Raw genomic sequence first — 15508 nt, 5'->3', positions numbered from 1 at the left:
AGGTAAAGATGGCAGGCCAGGAGCAGCAGCAGCCGCAATCGCGCGATACCCAGGTCGACGAGGACATTCCCGAGGCCCCGCCCGCGCCGCCCGAAGCGCAGGCATCAGCATCAACCGAAGGCGTGGATGACCTCCTCGACGAGATCGACGGAGTGCTCGAATCCAATGCCGAGGAGTTCGTGCGGGCCTTCGTCCAAAAAGGCGGCCAGTAACCCGGACCGGTGGGTGGCGGATGCCGCGGACGGCCGGAATCTGTACCGACGTTGAAGAACTACGTTCAAGGAGTGCATGAGTGCAGGAATCAACCGCCAACCAGGTAGCCGCCAACGCCACCTCGTCCTTCACGGAACATCTGCAGCGGGACCGGCCCGAACTCCTGCCGTACAACAGGGGACATCAGGCCGTCGTGCCCGGGACCCCACCGCTGCAGGTTCCGCATGCCACCACGATTGTGGCCATGAGCTACGCCGGCGGTGTTCTGATGGCCGGGGATCGGCGGGCCACCATGGGCAACGTGATAGCCAGCAGGCACATTGAAAAAGTCTTCCCTGCCGACCGTTATTCCGTCCTCGGCATCGCCGGCACTGCCGGCATAGCGATTGACCTCACCCGACTGTTCCAGGTGGAACTGGAACACTACGAGAAGATAGAGGGCACCCTCCTCAGCCTGGAAGGCAAAGCCAACAGGCTGGGAGCGATGATCCGGGGCAACCTGCCCCTCGCCATGCAGGGACTCGCCGTGGTGCCGCTCTTCGCCGGCTTCGACACCAGCGCCGGTGTGGGAAGGCTGTTCTCGTATGACGTCACGGGTGGCCGGTACGAGGAACACGAGCACCATACGGTCGGTTCAGGCTCTGTCTTTGCCCGGGGCGCCCTGAAAAAGCTGTGGCGTCCAAACCTGAGCGAGGCCGAAACGGTGTCCGTCGCCGTCGAAGCCCTCTACGACGCCGCCGACGACGATTCCGCCACGGGCGGACCGGATACCGTCCGCCAACTTTGGCCTGTCATTTATACCGTGGACAGGGTCGGCGCACGGCGGGTAGCCGAGAACGTGCTCGCGGCGGCCGCTGGAAACATCATCGAGGCCCGCACCAACGCCGGACGGGAGGCCTGAGATGACCCAGCAGTTTTACGTATCGCCAGAGCAGCTAATGAAGGACCGTGCGGATTTCGCACGGAAGGGAATAGCCCGCGGCAGGTCAGTTACGGTCATCAGCTGCGCAGACGGCATTGCCCTGGTCGCCGAGAACCCCTCCCCGTCCCTGCATAAGATCGGCGAGATTTACGACAAGATCGCATTTGCGGCCGTCGGGAAGTACAACGAATTCGAAAGCCTCCGGCAGGCCGGCGTCAGGTACGCAGACGTCCGCGGCTACTCCTACGACCGCGAGGACGTTACCGCCCGCGGCCTCGCCAGCGTCTATGCACAAAGCCTCGGCGCAGTATTTACCGCCGAGCAGAAGCCATTTGAGGTTGAACTCGCAGTGGCGGAGGTAGGTCCCACGCAGGCCGAAGACCACCTCTACCGCCTGACTTTTGACGGCTCCATTGCAGACGAACACCAGTTTGTTGTGATGGGCGGCCAGGCAGACAGGGTGTCCTCAGCCATCGATCAGGGCTGGCGGAGCGAAATGAGCTTTGCAGACGCCCTGCGGCTTGCCATGGCAGCACTGGTTCCGGGCACCGAGACTGGCGAACAGCCCAAGGCATTGCCTGTAACGGCCGTGGAAGTTGCCGTGCTGGACAGGTCATCGGAGAGCTCGCGGGGTTCGCGGCGCGCCTTCCGCAGGCTCGACGACGCGGATATTACTGCATTGCTGGCCTAGGAGGACAGATGGACAAGAGAATCTTCGGTATCGAAACGGAATTCGGGATTTCGTATTCCAGCCCCGACTCGAGGCCTCTTGCCCCCGAGGAGGTGGCCCGGTACCTCTTCCGGAAGGTGGTCAGCTGGGGCCGTTCATCCAACGTCTTCCTCACCAACGGCTCGAGGCTGTACCTCGACGTCGGCTCCCATCCCGAATACGCAACGGCGGAGTGTGACGACCTCGCGCAGCTGATCGCCCACGACCGGGCAGGGGAGCTGATTCTCGACGACCTCGTGGACGAAGCGCAGGCCCGCCTCGGGGCTGAGGGCTTCAATGGCACGGTCTATTTGTTCAAGAACAACACGGACTCGGCCGGAAACTCCTATGGCAGCCATGAGAATTACCTGATTCCCCGCCGCGGTGAATTTTCCCGGCTGGCCGAGATCCTGATTCCCTTCCTGGTCACCCGGCAGCTCATCGCCGGCGCCGGAAAAATCCTGAAGACCCCGCACGGGGCAACCTTCGCCTTCTCCCAGCGCGCGGACCATATCTGGGAAGGGGTCTCCTCGGCCACCACCCGGTCCCGCCCCATCATTAACACCCGCGACGAGCCGCACGCGGATGCCGAGTTCTACCGACGGCTGCACGTCATCGTCGGCGATTCGAACATGTCCGAAGCCACGGCCCTGATGAAGGTGGGCACCGTTGACCTGGTCCTGAGAATGATCGAGGCGGGGGTCATTATGCGGGACATGCGGATGGAAAACCCTATCCGCAGCATCCGCGAAATCTCCCATGACCTCAGCGGACGGGCACTGGTCCGCCTCGCCAACGGGCGCCAGCTTACCGCTTTGGAAATCCAGCAGGAGTACCTCACAAAAGTAACTGCCTTCGTCAAAGAGCACGGTGCCCACAACTCCCATGTCCCGGTGATCCTCGACCTCTGGGAACGTACGCTGAAGGCTATCGAAAGCGGCGACACCCGGGGCATCGACACCGAGATTGACTGGGCCATCAAAAAGAAGCTGATGGACAACTACAGGGAACGCCACGGGCTCGGGCTGGACGCCCCACGGATAGCCCAGCTTGATCTGACCTACCATGACATCTCCCGCAGCCGCGGCCTCTACTACCTGCTTCAGGGCCGCGGGGCCGTCCGGCGGATTGTGGACGACACCGTTATCAAGGACGCCGTTGACGCGCCGCCGCAAACCACGCGCGCAAAGCTTCGCGGTGACTTTGTCCGGCGGGCGCAGGAGTTGGGCCGGGACTACACCGTGGACTGGGTGCACCTGAAACTGAACGACCGGGCACACCAGACCATCCTGTGCAAGGATCCGTTCCGCAGCGTCGATGACCGCGTGGATGCCCTTCTCGATTCTATGGGCTGACACCCAGCTTCAGGGGCTATTCTGGATAGGGTCCCTTTAAAGGGCCTGCCACGGTGCCGCCCGCTGAGTTGCGGACCACTGCCTCCATCTTGCCCCGACGAAAGTTCTCTTACGTGCGCCGACTACTAGCAATCCTTCTTCCCGCCCTGCTGCTGTTGACCGCCTGCGGTGGTTCAACCGCGGAGCCGGAACCCACCAGCAAGTCAGCTGGCGAGACTGCAAAGTTCGACTCCCTCAAACTGACCGACAACGGGGACAAAAAAGCTCCGGGCGTGGAGTTCACCAAGCCGCTGGAAGTGGCAGAGCCCACCATCAAGGTGGTCACCGAGGGCGACGGCGACACAGTGAAGGCGAACCAAATCGCCAACATCTCCATCCTCGCCCTCAACGGTACGGATGGATCCACTCTCGAGGACACGTTCGCCAGCGAGCCCGAGGCGTTGGAACTCAACGAGGAATTGAAGACCGGCAGCGAGGTCATCTACAACGCGTTTGTAGGCGTTAAGGTCGGTTCCAGCCTTGCACTCGCCGTTCCCGGTCAGGCCGCTGCTGCCGGCGGCGAAGCCCAGCCTACCCAGCTGCTGGTGATCAAGGTCCTTTCAGCCTCCGACGTCACCCCGGTGCTTGAGAAACCCGAAGGTGAGACAGTTACCCCGCCGGCCGGCCTGCCCACCGTCACTGAGAAAGACGGCGTTCCGGAGATCTCCGTCGAAGGGGTTGCCGCTCCTACCGCACTGGTCTCCCAGGACCTGATCAAGGGCAACGGCCCCGCTGTCAAGGAGACCGACACCCTGACCGTGAACTACGTGGGCGTCAACCTGGTGGGGGGAACGAAGTTCGACTCGAGCTTCGACCGTGGCGAGCCTGCATCCTTCCCCCTTACCGGCGTCATTAAGGGCTGGACCCAGGGACTGGCCGGCAAGACCGTAGGCTCACGCGTCCTGCTGGTGATCCCCAAGGACCTGGCCTACGGCGACGCCGGCCAGGGCGAAGCCAAGGGCGATCTTGTCTTCGTAGTGGACATCCTCGGAGCCAAGTAGCAACAATGGCAACAGGCCCGGCCCCCGCCGCGGCATCCAATCAGCACACCAACTACAGGACACCAAGGAGCAAGCATGTCTTTTGGACAGCGGGAATTTGACCGGCAGAAGCCCGAAATCGACTTCCCCGAGGGCGACGTTCCCACGGAACTCGTCATCACAGACCTCATCGAGGGGGACGGCCGCGAAGCAAAAGCCGGAGACACCGTTTCCACCCATTACGTCGGAGTTGCCTGGTCCACGGGTGAGGAATTCGACGCCTCCTGGGGCCGCGGCGCACCGCTGGACTTCCGGGTGGGAGTCGGACAGGTCATCCAGGGCTGGGACCAGGGCCTCCTGGGCATGAAGGTTGGCGGCCGCCGCCGCCTCGAAATCCCCTCCGAGCTTGCCTACGGTTCCCGTGGCGCAGGCGGCGCCATCGCACCCAACGAAGCCCTGATCTTCGTGGTTGACCTCGTGGGCGTTCGCTGACCCCAGCAGAAATCCGTGTGGAGCGCGGCAGCAACAGGACCATCACATCCCGTTGCTGCCGCGCTTCCTGCGTTACGGCGCGGAGTTTAGTAACGTAGCGAGGGTGTCCGCATCCCGTACTGAACGCCTCCTGAACCTGCTGATCGCCCTGCTGAACACGAGGTACGGCCTGCGCCGGAACGAACTGCGCGCAACGATCTACCGCGACACCCCCGGCAACGAGGCATCCTTCGGCCGCATGTTCGAACGGGACAAAAGCGATCTTCGCAATTTCGGCTTCGACGTCGAAACGCTGACGGACCTGGGCTGGAGCGAGGATGATCCCGCCACCACCCGCTACCGGATCGGCAAGGAATCCAACCGCCTGCCGGACGTTCAGCTCGGGCCGGAGGAGTGGACGGTACTTCTCCTGGCCTCCCAGTTGTGGGAGCGCGCAGCACTGGGCACAGCCGCACAGAGCGCGTTGCGGAAGCTCCAGGCCTCCGGAGCGATGGCCGACGTCCAACTACCGGCAGGGGTCCAGCCCAGGATCAAGCCCGCCGGCCAGGCCTTCGACGACCTTGTTGCCGCGATGCACGCCAAGCACCCCGTCACGTTCACCTACCTTGCCGGCAGTACCGGAACCGAGGAACAACGGTCGGTTGAGCCCTGGGGGCTCGGAAGCCGCTTCGGGCACTGGTACCTTGCGGGCTACGACAGGGTCCGGAAGGCACCCCGCCATTTCCGCCTGTCCCGCTTCACCAGCGCGGTGACCATCCTCGAGCGCGAGCAATTCACGCCGCCGCGCGACTTCAACATCCGGCAGGAACTGGACCGCCTGCCGCAACTGCCGCTGCGCACCGCCGTCGTGGACGTCCGAAAAGGGCGGCTATTGGCACTGCGCCGCCGTGCTGTCGCACAGGACGTTGCGCTGGAAGGTGCACAGGGCAGCGGCGCCGCAGAACCACCCGAAACGGGCTACGAGCGGATCAGCCTGGAGTACCGGGACCCGGAGGTTCTTGCCGAAGAACTAGCTTCCTACGGCCCTGACGCTTTGGCAGTGGCTCCCGCCGAACTTGCGGACGCCGTCCGGCGCCGGCTTCGCGCCGCAGCAGAGTTCAGCGCCGCCCCTGTCCCCGCATTCAGGTTCGCCAGCACTCCCTCCCGGCCCGTCCGCGCGCGCACCTCGGAGGACCAGCTCAAGCGGATGCTCCAACTGGTGCCCTTCCTGGTCCACAACCAAGGCCTGCACATCGAGGACGTCGCAAACCGCTTCGGGATCAGCAGGAAGGAACTGGAGGATGATCTGCAAATCCTCATTTGTTCAGGCCTTCCGGAGGGCTATCCCGACGATCTGCTGGACATCCAGTGGGAGGACGACCACGTCTACATCACGCAGGACCTGGACCTGACCAAACCCGTCCGCTTCACCGTGGAAGAGGCCTGCGCCCTCCTGACCGGGCTGGAGACGCTCAACGGGTTGCCGGAGGTAGCAGAGGGCAGCGCCCTGGAATCGGTGACGCTCAAGCTCCTGGCGGCCGCCGGCGAGGAGGGGCTCCGGGCAGCTTCCCTTGCCGGTCCGGAAATGGCACCGGCAGATGCCGCGACACACGCCACGGTACGGCAAGCCATCGAGTCCGGATCCCAGCTGCGCCTGACGTACCTGGCCCCGCAACGGGACAGCGTCTCGGAACGTGACGTCGACCCGCTCCGCCTCTATTCGCTGGACAACATCTGGTACTTCGAGGCCTATTGCCATTCAGTGGAAGGGCTGCGGAATTTCAGGCTGGACCGCGTCCAGCACCTCCACCCGAACGGGCGGCCGGTGCCGGCCGGTACAACCCCCGCCGACGGGGTTCCGGCCAAGCTCTTCACGGCCAGGGACGACGACACGATTGTCACGGTCCAGCTCACCCGGCAGGGGAGGGGGCTGGCCGACGACTATTACGCGGAACGTACTGCCGAGCTCGACGACGGCGGGCTGGTTGCTGATATCCGGTTCGGCAACACCGCGTGGCTTCCGATGTTCGTGGCCCAGCATGGCGGTTCCGCCCGGATCCTGGCCCCGGCGGAACTGGCCGACGCGGCCCGCACATGGCTGGCGGCGTCCCTGGCCAGGTACGGCGGCTAGACTTCTCAGCATGCCTTGGTGGTCCTGGATTTTGATATGGGTAGCGCTCGTTGCGCTCTCACTGCTCCTTTATGCCTTTTTGGGCTTCCGGCTGTTCCGCCAGTTCATGGCCACCCTCAAGGACTTGGGGGCAGCCGGTGAAAAACTGGGGCAATTGGGCCCCATCGAGCAGTCGGACGCGTCTCCGGATCCAACGAAGCCGCAGCCGGGTTCCGCAGTTTTTGCCTCCCCGACCGTCATGCGACATGATTACGAGGCATCCAAGTCGTCCCGACGGGAAGAACGCCGCCTCAGACGAGTGCAGCGCAAGACGGACCGGGGTCAGCCGCAGGCGCTCGGCGATCTGGACTTCACATAGAAGTAAAATGTACTTAGACGAAAGGATTTCCCGTGGGAAGACTGTTTGATGGCCCCTGGCCGATCGTAATTATCATCGTTGTTGCTTTGCTTCTTTTTGCCGCGCCCAAACTTCCGGCGATGGCACGCAGCCTGGGCCAGTCCATGCGGATCATCAAATCCGAGGTCAAGGAAATGAAGAACGACGGCAAGACCGACTCCACTGACGCCTCCGGTCCCGTGGAAGGCACCATCGTCAACCACCCCAAGGCGAAGCCCGGCGAGTCGACAGACGGCACTGACGTTCCGCCGTCGAACCGCGCCTGACCCCCAGTGGCACTGTCGCGGGCCCGTAAAGCCAACCCCGAAGGGCGCATGGCTCTTTGGGACCACCTCAAGGAGCTGAAAAACCGGCTGATCAAGTCGGCTATCGGAGTCGTCATTGGCGGCATCGGAGGCTGGATACTTTACGATCCGTTGCTGAAGGCGCTGGCCGATCCGGTCAACCGCATCTCCCAGCAAACCGGCGGGCTCTCGGCGATCAACTTCGGAACCATCGCCTCGCCGTTCGACTTCAAGCTCCAGATGTCGCTCCTCATTGGGGTGGTCATTTCCAGTCCCATCTGGATCTACCAGCTGTGGGCGTTCATCACGCCAGGCCTGACCTCCAAGGAGCGGCGGTACACCCTCGGCTACATGGCGGCCGCCGTCCCGCTCTTCCTTGCCGGTATCTGGGCTGGCTGGCTTGTGGTGCCGCAGGTGGTCCGCGCACTGACACAGTTCACACCGGACGGCTCGTCCAGCGTGATTGATGCGCGCACGTACATTGAGTTCGTGACGCGGATGGTCCTGGTGCTGGGGATCGCCTTCCTGGTCCCCGTGGTGCTGGTGGGCATCAACATGGCCGGTGTTATCTCCGGCCAAACCATCCTCAAGGCCTGGCGCGTCACTGTGTTCCTGGTGTTTGTGCTGGCGGCAATTGCTGCTCCGGGGGCCGACGCCATCTCCATGTTCATGCTTGCGGGCCCGCTGCTGGTGCTCTTTTTCGCGGCCATCGGGATCTGCCTGATGAATGACAAGCGCAGGGAGCGCCGCCAGGCCAAGCGCCTGGCGGAAACTGATGCCACAGCGGACATCGCCACCCCGGGCAGTGAGCTGAAGAACCTCTAGGCTCCTATTAGGCTTGGAGTATGTCCTCCAACGACGGTTCGTTCCGGCCCAGGCTATTCCCGTCCGGCCCCAGCGATCCTGAAGAGTTATCGCCGGCCGAGAGGTACCGTGCCAGCGCCGAACGAACGGCAGAGGCGGCCACTTACCTCGGTTCCTTTTCGCGCACCCTGGACTTCGAGCTCGACGACTTCCAGCGGCAAGCCTGCCGTTCCCTGCAGGAAGGCAGGGGGGTGCTGGTCGCAGCGCCCACCGGGGCCGGAAAAACCATCGTTGGCGAGTTCGCGATCTACCTGGCGCTCCAGCGGGGCCTGAAGGCGTTTTACACCACACCCATCAAGGCGCTGAGCAACCAGAAGTTCACTGAGCTCAGCGACAAGTATGGAGCCGACAGCGTGGGCCTGCTGACCGGTGACACCAGCATCAACGGTGATGCCCCGGTGGTGGTAATGACCACAGAGGTCCTGCGCAACATGCTCTACGCCGATTCGGCAACCTTGGGCGACCTGGGCTACGTGGTGATGGACGAGGTGCACTACCTTGCCGACCGCTTCCGCGGTGCCGTCTGGGAAGAGGTCATCATCCACCTCCCCAGCGAAGTGCAGGTGGCCTCCCTCAGTGCCACCGTATCCAATGCCGAGGAATTCGGCGCCTGGCTTGATACCGTCCGCGGCGATACAGACATCATTGTGTCCGAGCACCGGCCGGTGCCGCTCTGGCAGCACGTGATGGTGGGCCGCCAGATCATGGACCTGTTTGCCGGGGAAACCACCTTCGACGAGATTGCTCCACCTGTGGACTCGGACGAGGCTCAAGAGAACTCCAGCAAGGACAGGGCCAAGAGCCGGGGCTTCGACGTCAACCCCGACCTCCTCACGGTGGCCCGCAGCGAAAGCATGCAGAGCTTCCGTGCCAGATCGGGGCCCAACGGCCGGGGCCAGCGCGGAAGGCGCGGGAATGAGCGCCCTGGCCGGGGCGGAGACGAACGGGGAGTGCGGCCCGCCAGCCGGCCCCAGGTGATTGCAAGCCTTGACCGCATGGACCTCCTGCCGGCCATTACCTTCATCTTCTCCCGGGCCGGTTGTGACGCTGCCGTTGCCCAGTGCGTCAGTTCCGGGCTGTGGCTCACTACGGAAAAAGAGCAGCGGATCATCGCCGAGCGCGTGGACGAGGCCGGCCATGACATTCCCCCGGACGACCTGGACGTTCTGGGCTTCTGGACCTGGCGGGACGGCCTGCTTCGGGGTTTCGCGGCGCACCACGCCGGGATGCTGCCCACCTTCAAGGAAGTAGTGGAGAAGCTCTTCGCCGACGGCCTGGTGAAGGCTGTTTTTGCCACCGAGACGCTTGCCCTCGGCGTCAACATGCCGGCCCGCTCCGTTGTGCTCGAAAAGCTGGACAAGTTCAACGGTGAAGCGCATGTGGACATCACTGCCGGGGAGTACACCCAGCTGACCGGCCGCGCCGGCCGCCGCGGCATCGACGTCGAAGGCCACGCTGTGGTGCTGTGGCAGCCGGGTACGGACCCGACGGCGGTCGCCGGCCTGGCGTCACGGCGTACCTACCCCCTGAATTCCAGCTTCCGGCCCACCTACAACATGAGCATCAACCTCCTGGCCCAGTTCGGCCGGGTAAGGGCCCGCGAGATCCTGGAGTCCTCCTTCGCCCAGTTCCAGGCGGACCGCTCTGTGGTCGGCCTGGCACGGCAGGTCCGCAGCCGCGAGGAATCGCTGGCCGGCTACGCGAAATCGATGACCTGCCACCTTGGGGACTTCACGGAGTACGCGCGGTTGCGCCGGGAGCTCTCCGACGCCGAGAACACCACCTCCCGCACCAAGTCACGGGCGCGGAAGTCGCTAAGCGATGATTCGCTGGCGCGCCTGCTTCCCGGCGACGTTGTGCACGTTCCGGGCGGCCGGGCCCCTGGCCCCGCGATTGTGCTGAGCTCGGACCACAGCAGCCGGGAGCCGCGTCCCGCCGTGCTGACCCTGGACAACCAGCTGCGCCGCATCGGGACCGATGACCTGGAAGGTCCCATCGCGCCCGTGACGCGCATCCGCATCCCCAAGTCCTTCAACGCCAAGGTTCCCAAGTCCCGGCGCGACCTTGCATCCTCGGCCCGGAACGCGCTGCGGGAAAACCGCCCGCCTGCACCCGGCAATAACCGCAACAACGACTTCGGCCTCGCCACCGCCCTGCCGAACCAGGAAAAGCGGATTGCCGACCTTCGACGCGCACTCCGCGCCCACCCCTGCCACGGGTGCAGTGAACGGGAGGACCATGCCCGCTGGTCCGAACGCTGGTGGAAGCTCCGGCGGGAAACGGATGGGCTGGTCCGGCAGATCCAGGGCCGCACCAACACCATCGCCAAGACGTTCGACCGGGTCTGCGACGTCCTGTCCTCCTACGGTTACCTCGAACCCGCCACCGACGGCAGGCTGATCATCAGCTCCGACGGGCACCGGCTGCGGCGGATTTACGGCGAGAAGGACCTGCTGATTTCCCAGTCGCTCCGGCTTGGCGCCTTCAATGACCTTGACGCCGCGGAGATCGCAGCCCTTGCCAGCGTCCTGGTGTACCAAGCCAAGCGCGAGGACCGGGGGCTGCGCCCGCGGATGCCCAGCGTCTCCCTGGAGACCTCGGTGGACATCGTGGTGCGCGAATGGTCCGCCTTGGAGGATACGGAAGAGGAATACAAGCTTCCGTTGACCGGCGAACCCGAACTGGGCCTGGTGTGGCCGATCTACAAGTGGGCGCGGGGCCGGCACCTGCAGGACGTCCTGAGCGGCACCGACCTCGCGGCGGGTGATTTCGTCCGCTGGGTGAAACAGGTGGTTGACCTGCTGGACCAGCTCGCAAAGATTCCTGGCCTGGATCCCCGCCTCGCACGCCTTTGCTCCGACGCCATCTCGCTGATCCGCCGCGGCGTCGTGGCCTACTCTTCCGTTCTCTGACCTACCGCCCGCTGCTGCCGGCCGTCTTATCTCCAGGAGTACTGCTTACCTATGCCCCGTCCCGAAGACCTGTCCGGATCCCGTGCCAAGACCAGCCCGGTCCTCTATCGCAACGGCTCTGTCTACACAGCCGCCGACCCCTTTGCCACCGCCATGCTTGTGGACGGAGACACGGTGGCGTGGGTGGGATCCGAACAGGCAGCTACTTCCATCGCGGACAGCTCCATGGACATCATCGACCTCCGCGGCGCGCTGGTTGCCCCCGGCTTCGTGGACTCCCACATGCACCTGACGGAAACAGGAATCGCCTTGGATTCCCTGGCACTGCAGAAGGCCAGCTCTGCACGTGAACTTTTGGACGCCGTCGCCGCCGCACCCGGCGATGGTCCGGTCCTGGGCCACGGCTGGGATGAAAGCACCTGGGCCGATGCCAGCCTGCCAAGCGCGGAGGAACTGGAGCGGGCTTCAGGAGGCCGCCCGGTGTACCTGTCCCGCGTGGATGTCCACTCAGCCCTGGTCTCGGCGTCGTTGGCAGACTCGGCAGGCCTCCGCGGCCTTGACGGCTTCGACGGCGGCCCAAGGGTCCGGCGGGCCGCGCACGCAGCAGCCCGGCAGGCAACGCGCCGGCTCCCCGAGGAAGTGCTCCGGGGGCACCAGCGCCGGGCCCTCACGGAGGCTGCCGCCAACGGCTACGTGGCAGTCGCTGAGATCGGCGCTCCGCATATAGGGGGCGCCAAGGACCTCAGGCTGGCGGCAAGCTGGAACAACAACAACGGGGGAGTGCCGGCGCCTGACGTACTGCCGTACTGGGGCGAACTGGCGACATCCGAAGAGCACGCCCGCAGCATTCTTGATCAGCTGGGCGTCGGCGCCCGGGGCCTGGCCGGCGACCTTAACATCGACGGCTCCATAGGATCACGGACGGCGGCCCTCAGATCGGGTTACAGCGACGCCCCCGAAGAGTCCGGCAGCCTGTACCTGACTGTTGAGGAAGCAGCGGCGCATCTCGCTGCCTGTTCCCTCGTCGGGATCCAGGGCGGTTTCCACGTTATTGGGGACGCCGGGCTGGATGCCGCACTGCAGGCCTTGGAGCTCGCGGCGGCCGAGGTGGGGGAGCAGCGCGTCCGGGCTGCAGGCCACCGGTTTGAGCACGTGGAAATGGTGGATGCAACAGCCATCGCAACGCTTGCCCGCTACGCCGTGACCGTTAGTGCCCAACCAGCGTTCGACGCTGCATGGGGAGGTCCCGGAGGACTGTACGAGAAGCGGCTGGGGGAGAGGAGCAGGTCCATGAATCCGTTCGCCAGCCTGTACTCCGCGGGGGTTCCGGTGTGCTTTGGCAGTGACAGCCCCGTGACCCCGCTGCGCCCCTGGTCCAGCGTCAGGGCCTGCGTGGAGCACCACAATGAGGATGAGCGGATTTCGGCGCGCGCGGCTTTCCTGGGACACACCCGGGCAGGGTGGCGGGCAGCCAGGTATCACAACCCCATGGCGGGCCAGTTGGTCCCCGGAGCTCCGGCGAGCTTTGCTGTGTGGGAGGTTGAGGAGCTGATGGTACAGGTGGCCGACGGCAGGGTGCAGTCGTGGAGCACCGATCCGAGGGCCCGTACACCGTTGCTGCCTGCGCTGGACACCGGCTCCGACCCGGTTTGCCTGCAGACGGTAAGGGACGGTTCTGAACTGTACTCCAGCTCTTCGCTGCGTTCCTGACCCCCGTTCCTGACCCCCCGGTTCCTGGCCCCTGTGCCGCCCGCCCTATAATAGGTAGCTGCGCCTGCCAGCGATTTCGCTCGTCCGCGGGCGCACCGACCGTTCCCACCAGGAAGGCTCTCTGTGCGCGTCCTTACCATCATCCCCACCTACAACGAGCTGGAATCGCTGCCTATCACCCTGCAGCGGCTCCGCGCAGCCGTACCGGCCTCGGACGTGCTGGTAGTGGATGACAACAGCCCTGACGGCACGGGCCGGCTGGCCGACGGGTTTGCGGCCGAGGACGCCCAGGTGCATGTCCTGCACCGCAAAGGCAAGGAAGGGCTGGGAGCCGCCTACATCGCCGGTTTCAGGTGGGGGCTGGACGCCGGATATGACGTGCTGGTGGAGATGGACGCCGACGGCTCCCACCAGCCCGAACAGCTGCCCCAGCTCCTCGAGGCCATCGACCAGGGCGCCGATCTTGCCATGGGTTCGCGCTGGGTCCCCGGCGGAAGCGTGGTGAACTGGCCGTTGTACCGGCAGGCCATCTCGCGGGTGGGAAGCACCTACGCCCGCCTGATGCTGGGCCTGAAGATCAAGGACGTCACCGGCGGCTACCGCGCCTTCCGCAGGACCACGCTGGAAAAGCTCAACCTGGATCAGGTGGACTCAGTGGGCTACGGCTTCCAGGTTGACCTCGCCTGGCGGGTTTCCCGCATGGGCCTGCGGATCGAGGAACGGCCCATCACCTTTGTGGAGCGCGAACTCGGCGCCTCCAAAATGAGCGGCAACATCGTGGTGGAGGCAATGATCAACGTCACGAAGTGGGGGCTCCAGGCCCGTTGGAACACCCTCACGCGCAAGAAGGCGTCGGCGCAGCCGTAACTAGCCCTAGCCTGCCAAGAAGCGGCCGCGGCAAAAGCAAGGGCCGTCCCCCACGGAGGGGGACGGCCCTTAATGCATTTTTGGGTGCTAGGCGGAGCGGCGCTCTCCGCGGCGTTCGCGCAGGATGGTCAGCCGGTCCTCCAGGATCTGCTCCAGCTCCGGAAGCGAGCGGCGTTCCAGCAGCATGTCCCAGTGCGTGCGGACGGCCTTGTCATTGCTGGTGTCCGGGCGTTCGCCGTCGACCAGGAGGGCTTCCTTGCCGGTCTTGGAAACCCAGACCGGGGGAATCTCCGCCTCGGAAGAGAACGTTACGAAGACCTGCTCGCCGTCCTCGCACCGGTACTCGACGCGCTGGCGCGGAGCCGGCTCGACTCCGGACTCGGTCTCCATGCTCTGCGCACCAAGGCGCATGCCCCGCAGGCTGCGATCGCTCATGTTTTCTCCCTCTGATCGGTTCGCGGAGTAAGACCCCGCGCAAGCCGGTGGCTAAAAAGCACCTCCGGACTACTGTGTGCTCTGTGCTGCATCTTAAGATTCAACGCATCGCGAAGCTTGGTTGTTCCAGCGGATCTGCTCCTGCCGGACAAATACCCAATTATACGGGTGTCATGCCATCCGGGCCAAAATAGAGGGGATCCGCAATTGCTGCGGATCCCCTCGAAACGCTTTCCCGGCCTTGAGCCTATGGCTCGGAGGTCTTGGCTCCCACTTCGTCGAACAACCCCGCCGCGGCGGGATCAGGGTTGGTTCCCCCCAATGCGTTGCCGATTCCCTTGAGGGCTTCGCCGACTTCGCTGGGGATGATCCACAGCTTGTTGGAAGAACCTTCCGCGAGCTTTGGAAGGGTCTGCAGGTATTGGTATGCCAGCAGTTTCTGGTCCGGATTGCCCTTGTGGATGGCGTCAAAGACCTTCTGGATGGCCTGGGCCTCGCCGTCGGCACGCAGGATGGCGGCTTTGGCGTCGCCTTCCGCCGCCAGGATGGACGCCTGCCGCTGGCCTTCGGCCGTCAGGATGGCTGACTGCTTGGTGCCTTCGGCAGTAAGGATGGCGGCACGGCGGTCCCGCTCCGCGCGCATCTGCTTCTCCATCGAGTCCTGGATGGAGTGGGGCGGGTCGATGGCCTTGAGCTCCACGCGGGAAACGCGGATGCCCCAGCGGCCGGTGGCCTCGTCCAGGACGCCGCGCAGCTGGCCGTTGATCTGGTCGCGCGAGGTGAGCGCCTCTTCGAGGTTCAGGCCGCCCACAACGTTGCGCAGCGTGGTGGTGGTCAGCTGCTCCACCGCCTGGATGTAGTTGGCGATCTCGTAGGTGGCCGCCCGCGGATCCGTAACCTGGAAGTAGACCACGGTGTCGATGGAGACCACCAGGTTGTCCTCGGTAATAACCGGCTGCGGAGGGAACGACACCACCTGTTCGCGGAGGTCCAGCAACGGCAGGAGCCGGTCCACGAACGGGATCAGGATGGTCAGCCCTGGATTAAGCGTGCGCTGGTACTTGCCCAGCCGTTCGACCACGCCTGCGCGGGCCTGCGGAATTATCCGCACCGACCGGACCAGCACGATAATCACAAACACGATCAGGACCACCAGCACAATGGCCAATGCAGTTCCTCCTGCGTTATCCATACATCTCCTTGTTCCCCATTTGTTCAG

The 15508-nt window shown here is 64.5% G+C and carries 15 protein-coding genes; 13 read left to right on the top strand and 2 right to left on the bottom strand.

Features of this window, described 5'->3' with window-relative positions; all coding sequences use genetic code 11:
• The first annotated feature begins 8 nt into the window (after positions 1-8).
• The 13 genes from AC5RV1_RS01005 (at position 9) to AC5RV1_RS00945 (ending at position 13854) form a co-directional block, all read left to right on the top strand.
• Positions 9-212, top strand: a complete 204-nt coding sequence (locus tag AC5RV1_RS01005) for a ubiquitin-like protein Pup (protein WP_141941378.1) — start codon at positions 9-11, stop codon at positions 210-212.
• Positions 213-292: 80 nt separating this feature from the next.
• Positions 293-1114, top strand: coding sequence for a proteasome subunit beta (prcB, locus tag AC5RV1_RS01000; protein ID WP_493993170.1), 822 nt, complete (start codon positions 293-295; stop codon positions 1112-1114).
• A gap of 1 nt (position 1115) precedes the next feature.
• Positions 1116-1826 (top strand): proteasome subunit alpha, encoded by a 711-nt coding sequence (gene prcA / locus AC5RV1_RS00995; protein ID WP_493993169.1) that lies wholly within the window; start codon positions 1116-1118, stop codon positions 1824-1826.
• Between the two features lie 8 nt (positions 1827-1834).
• The gene (gene pafA, locus AC5RV1_RS00990; protein WP_256247842.1) at positions 1835-3199 is read left to right on the top strand and encodes a Pup--protein ligase; all 1365 of its coding nucleotides are present in this window, start codon (positions 1835-1837) and stop codon (positions 3197-3199) included.
• Positions 3200-3312: 113 nt separating this feature from the next.
• Positions 3313-4239 (top strand): FKBP-type peptidyl-prolyl cis-trans isomerase, encoded by a 927-nt coding sequence (locus AC5RV1_RS00985; RefSeq protein WP_493993168.1) that lies wholly within the window; start codon positions 3313-3315, stop codon positions 4237-4239.
• A gap of 75 nt (positions 4240-4314) precedes the next feature.
• On the top strand, positions 4315-4710 hold the full coding sequence (locus AC5RV1_RS00980; protein WP_066275847.1) for an FKBP-type peptidyl-prolyl cis-trans isomerase: 396 nt from the start codon (positions 4315-4317) through the stop codon (positions 4708-4710).
• Between the two features lie 103 nt (positions 4711-4813).
• Entirely contained in the window at positions 4814-6820 is a 2007-nt protein-coding gene (locus AC5RV1_RS00975; protein ID WP_493993167.1) for a helix-turn-helix transcriptional regulator, read from the top strand.
• Positions 6821-6830: 10 nt separating this feature from the next.
• Complete coding sequence (locus AC5RV1_RS00970) at positions 6831-7178, top strand: hypothetical protein (protein WP_493993166.1); 348 nt, start codon at positions 6831-6833, stop codon at positions 7176-7178.
• Between the two features lie 32 nt (positions 7179-7210).
• A complete protein-coding gene (tatA, locus tag AC5RV1_RS00965) occupies positions 7211-7483 on the top strand; it encodes a Sec-independent protein translocase subunit TatA (RefSeq protein ID WP_493993165.1) in 273 nt (90 codons plus the stop codon).
• A gap of 48 nt (positions 7484-7531) precedes the next feature.
• On the top strand, positions 7532-8326 hold the full coding sequence (gene tatC, locus AC5RV1_RS00960; protein WP_493948346.1) for a twin-arginine translocase subunit TatC: 795 nt from the start codon (positions 7532-7534) through the stop codon (positions 8324-8326).
• 20 nt (positions 8327-8346) lie between these two features.
• Positions 8347-11277: a DEAD/DEAH box helicase gene (locus tag AC5RV1_RS00955; protein WP_493993164.1), complete on the top strand. Its 2931-nt coding sequence runs from the start codon at positions 8347-8349 to the stop codon at positions 11275-11277.
• Positions 11278-11328: 51 nt separating this feature from the next.
• Positions 11329-12987 (top strand): amidohydrolase, encoded by a 1659-nt coding sequence (locus AC5RV1_RS00950; protein ID WP_493993163.1) that lies wholly within the window; start codon positions 11329-11331, stop codon positions 12985-12987.
• Positions 12988-13110: 123 nt separating this feature from the next.
• Positions 13111-13854: a polyprenol monophosphomannose synthase gene (locus tag AC5RV1_RS00945; protein ID WP_493948349.1), complete on the top strand. Its 744-nt coding sequence runs from the start codon at positions 13111-13113 to the stop codon at positions 13852-13854.
• Between the two features lie 87 nt (positions 13855-13941).
• On the opposite strand, the gene AC5RV1_RS00940 is transcribed toward AC5RV1_RS00945, so the two are convergent.
• Both AC5RV1_RS00940 and AC5RV1_RS00935 read right to left on the bottom strand, forming a co-directional pair.
• Positions 13942-14289 (bottom strand): RNA polymerase-binding protein RbpA, encoded by a 348-nt coding sequence (locus tag AC5RV1_RS00940; RefSeq protein ID WP_013600997.1) that lies wholly within the window; start codon positions 14287-14289, stop codon positions 13942-13944.
• A 247-nt stretch (positions 14290-14536) separates the two neighbouring features.
• On the bottom strand, positions 14537-15481 hold the full coding sequence (locus AC5RV1_RS00935) for an SPFH domain-containing protein (protein ID WP_163163758.1): 945 nt from the start codon (positions 15479-15481) through the stop codon (positions 14537-14539).
• Positions 15482-15508 lie beyond the last annotated feature (27 nt).

The organism is Arthrobacter sp. Hb9-2 (genome assembly GCF_059091165.1).
The sequence above is the reverse complement of the archived record's forward strand: the minus strand, read 5'-3'. Positions and strand labels throughout refer to the sequence as shown.

Excerpts from the sequence above, each read along its gene's own strand:
- AC5RV1_RS01005 (WP_141941378.1), top strand. The coding sequence starts at position 9 with ATGGCAGGCCAGGAGCAGCAGCAGCCGCAATCGCGCGATACCCAGGTC.
- prcA (WP_493993169.1), top strand. The coding sequence starts at position 1,116 with ATGACCCAGCAGTTTTACGTATCGCCAGAGCAGCTAATGAAGGACCGT.
- pafA (WP_256247842.1), top strand. The coding sequence starts at position 1,835 with ATGGACAAGAGAATCTTCGGTATCGAAACGGAATTCGGGATTTCGTAT.
- AC5RV1_RS00980 (WP_066275847.1), top strand. The coding sequence starts at position 4,315 with ATGTCTTTTGGACAGCGGGAATTTGACCGGCAGAAGCCCGAAATCGAC.
- AC5RV1_RS00970 (WP_493993166.1), top strand. The coding sequence starts at position 6,831 with ATGCCTTGGTGGTCCTGGATTTTGATATGGGTAGCGCTCGTTGCGCTC.
- tatC (WP_493948346.1), top strand. The coding sequence starts at position 7,532 with ATGGCTCTTTGGGACCACCTCAAGGAGCTGAAAAACCGGCTGATCAAG.
- AC5RV1_RS00955 (WP_493993164.1), top strand. The coding sequence starts at position 8,347 with ATGTCCTCCAACGACGGTTCGTTCCGGCCCAGGCTATTCCCGTCCGGC.
- AC5RV1_RS00950 (WP_493993163.1), top strand. The coding sequence starts at position 11,329 with ATGCCCCGTCCCGAAGACCTGTCCGGATCCCGTGCCAAGACCAGCCCG.
- AC5RV1_RS00940 (WP_013600997.1), bottom strand. The coding sequence starts at position 14,289 with ATGAGCGATCGCAGCCTGCGGGGCATGCGCCTTGGTGCGCAGAGCATG.
- AC5RV1_RS00935 (WP_163163758.1), bottom strand. The coding sequence starts at position 15,481 with ATGGATAACGCAGGAGGAACTGCATTGGCCATTGTGCTGGTGGTCCTG.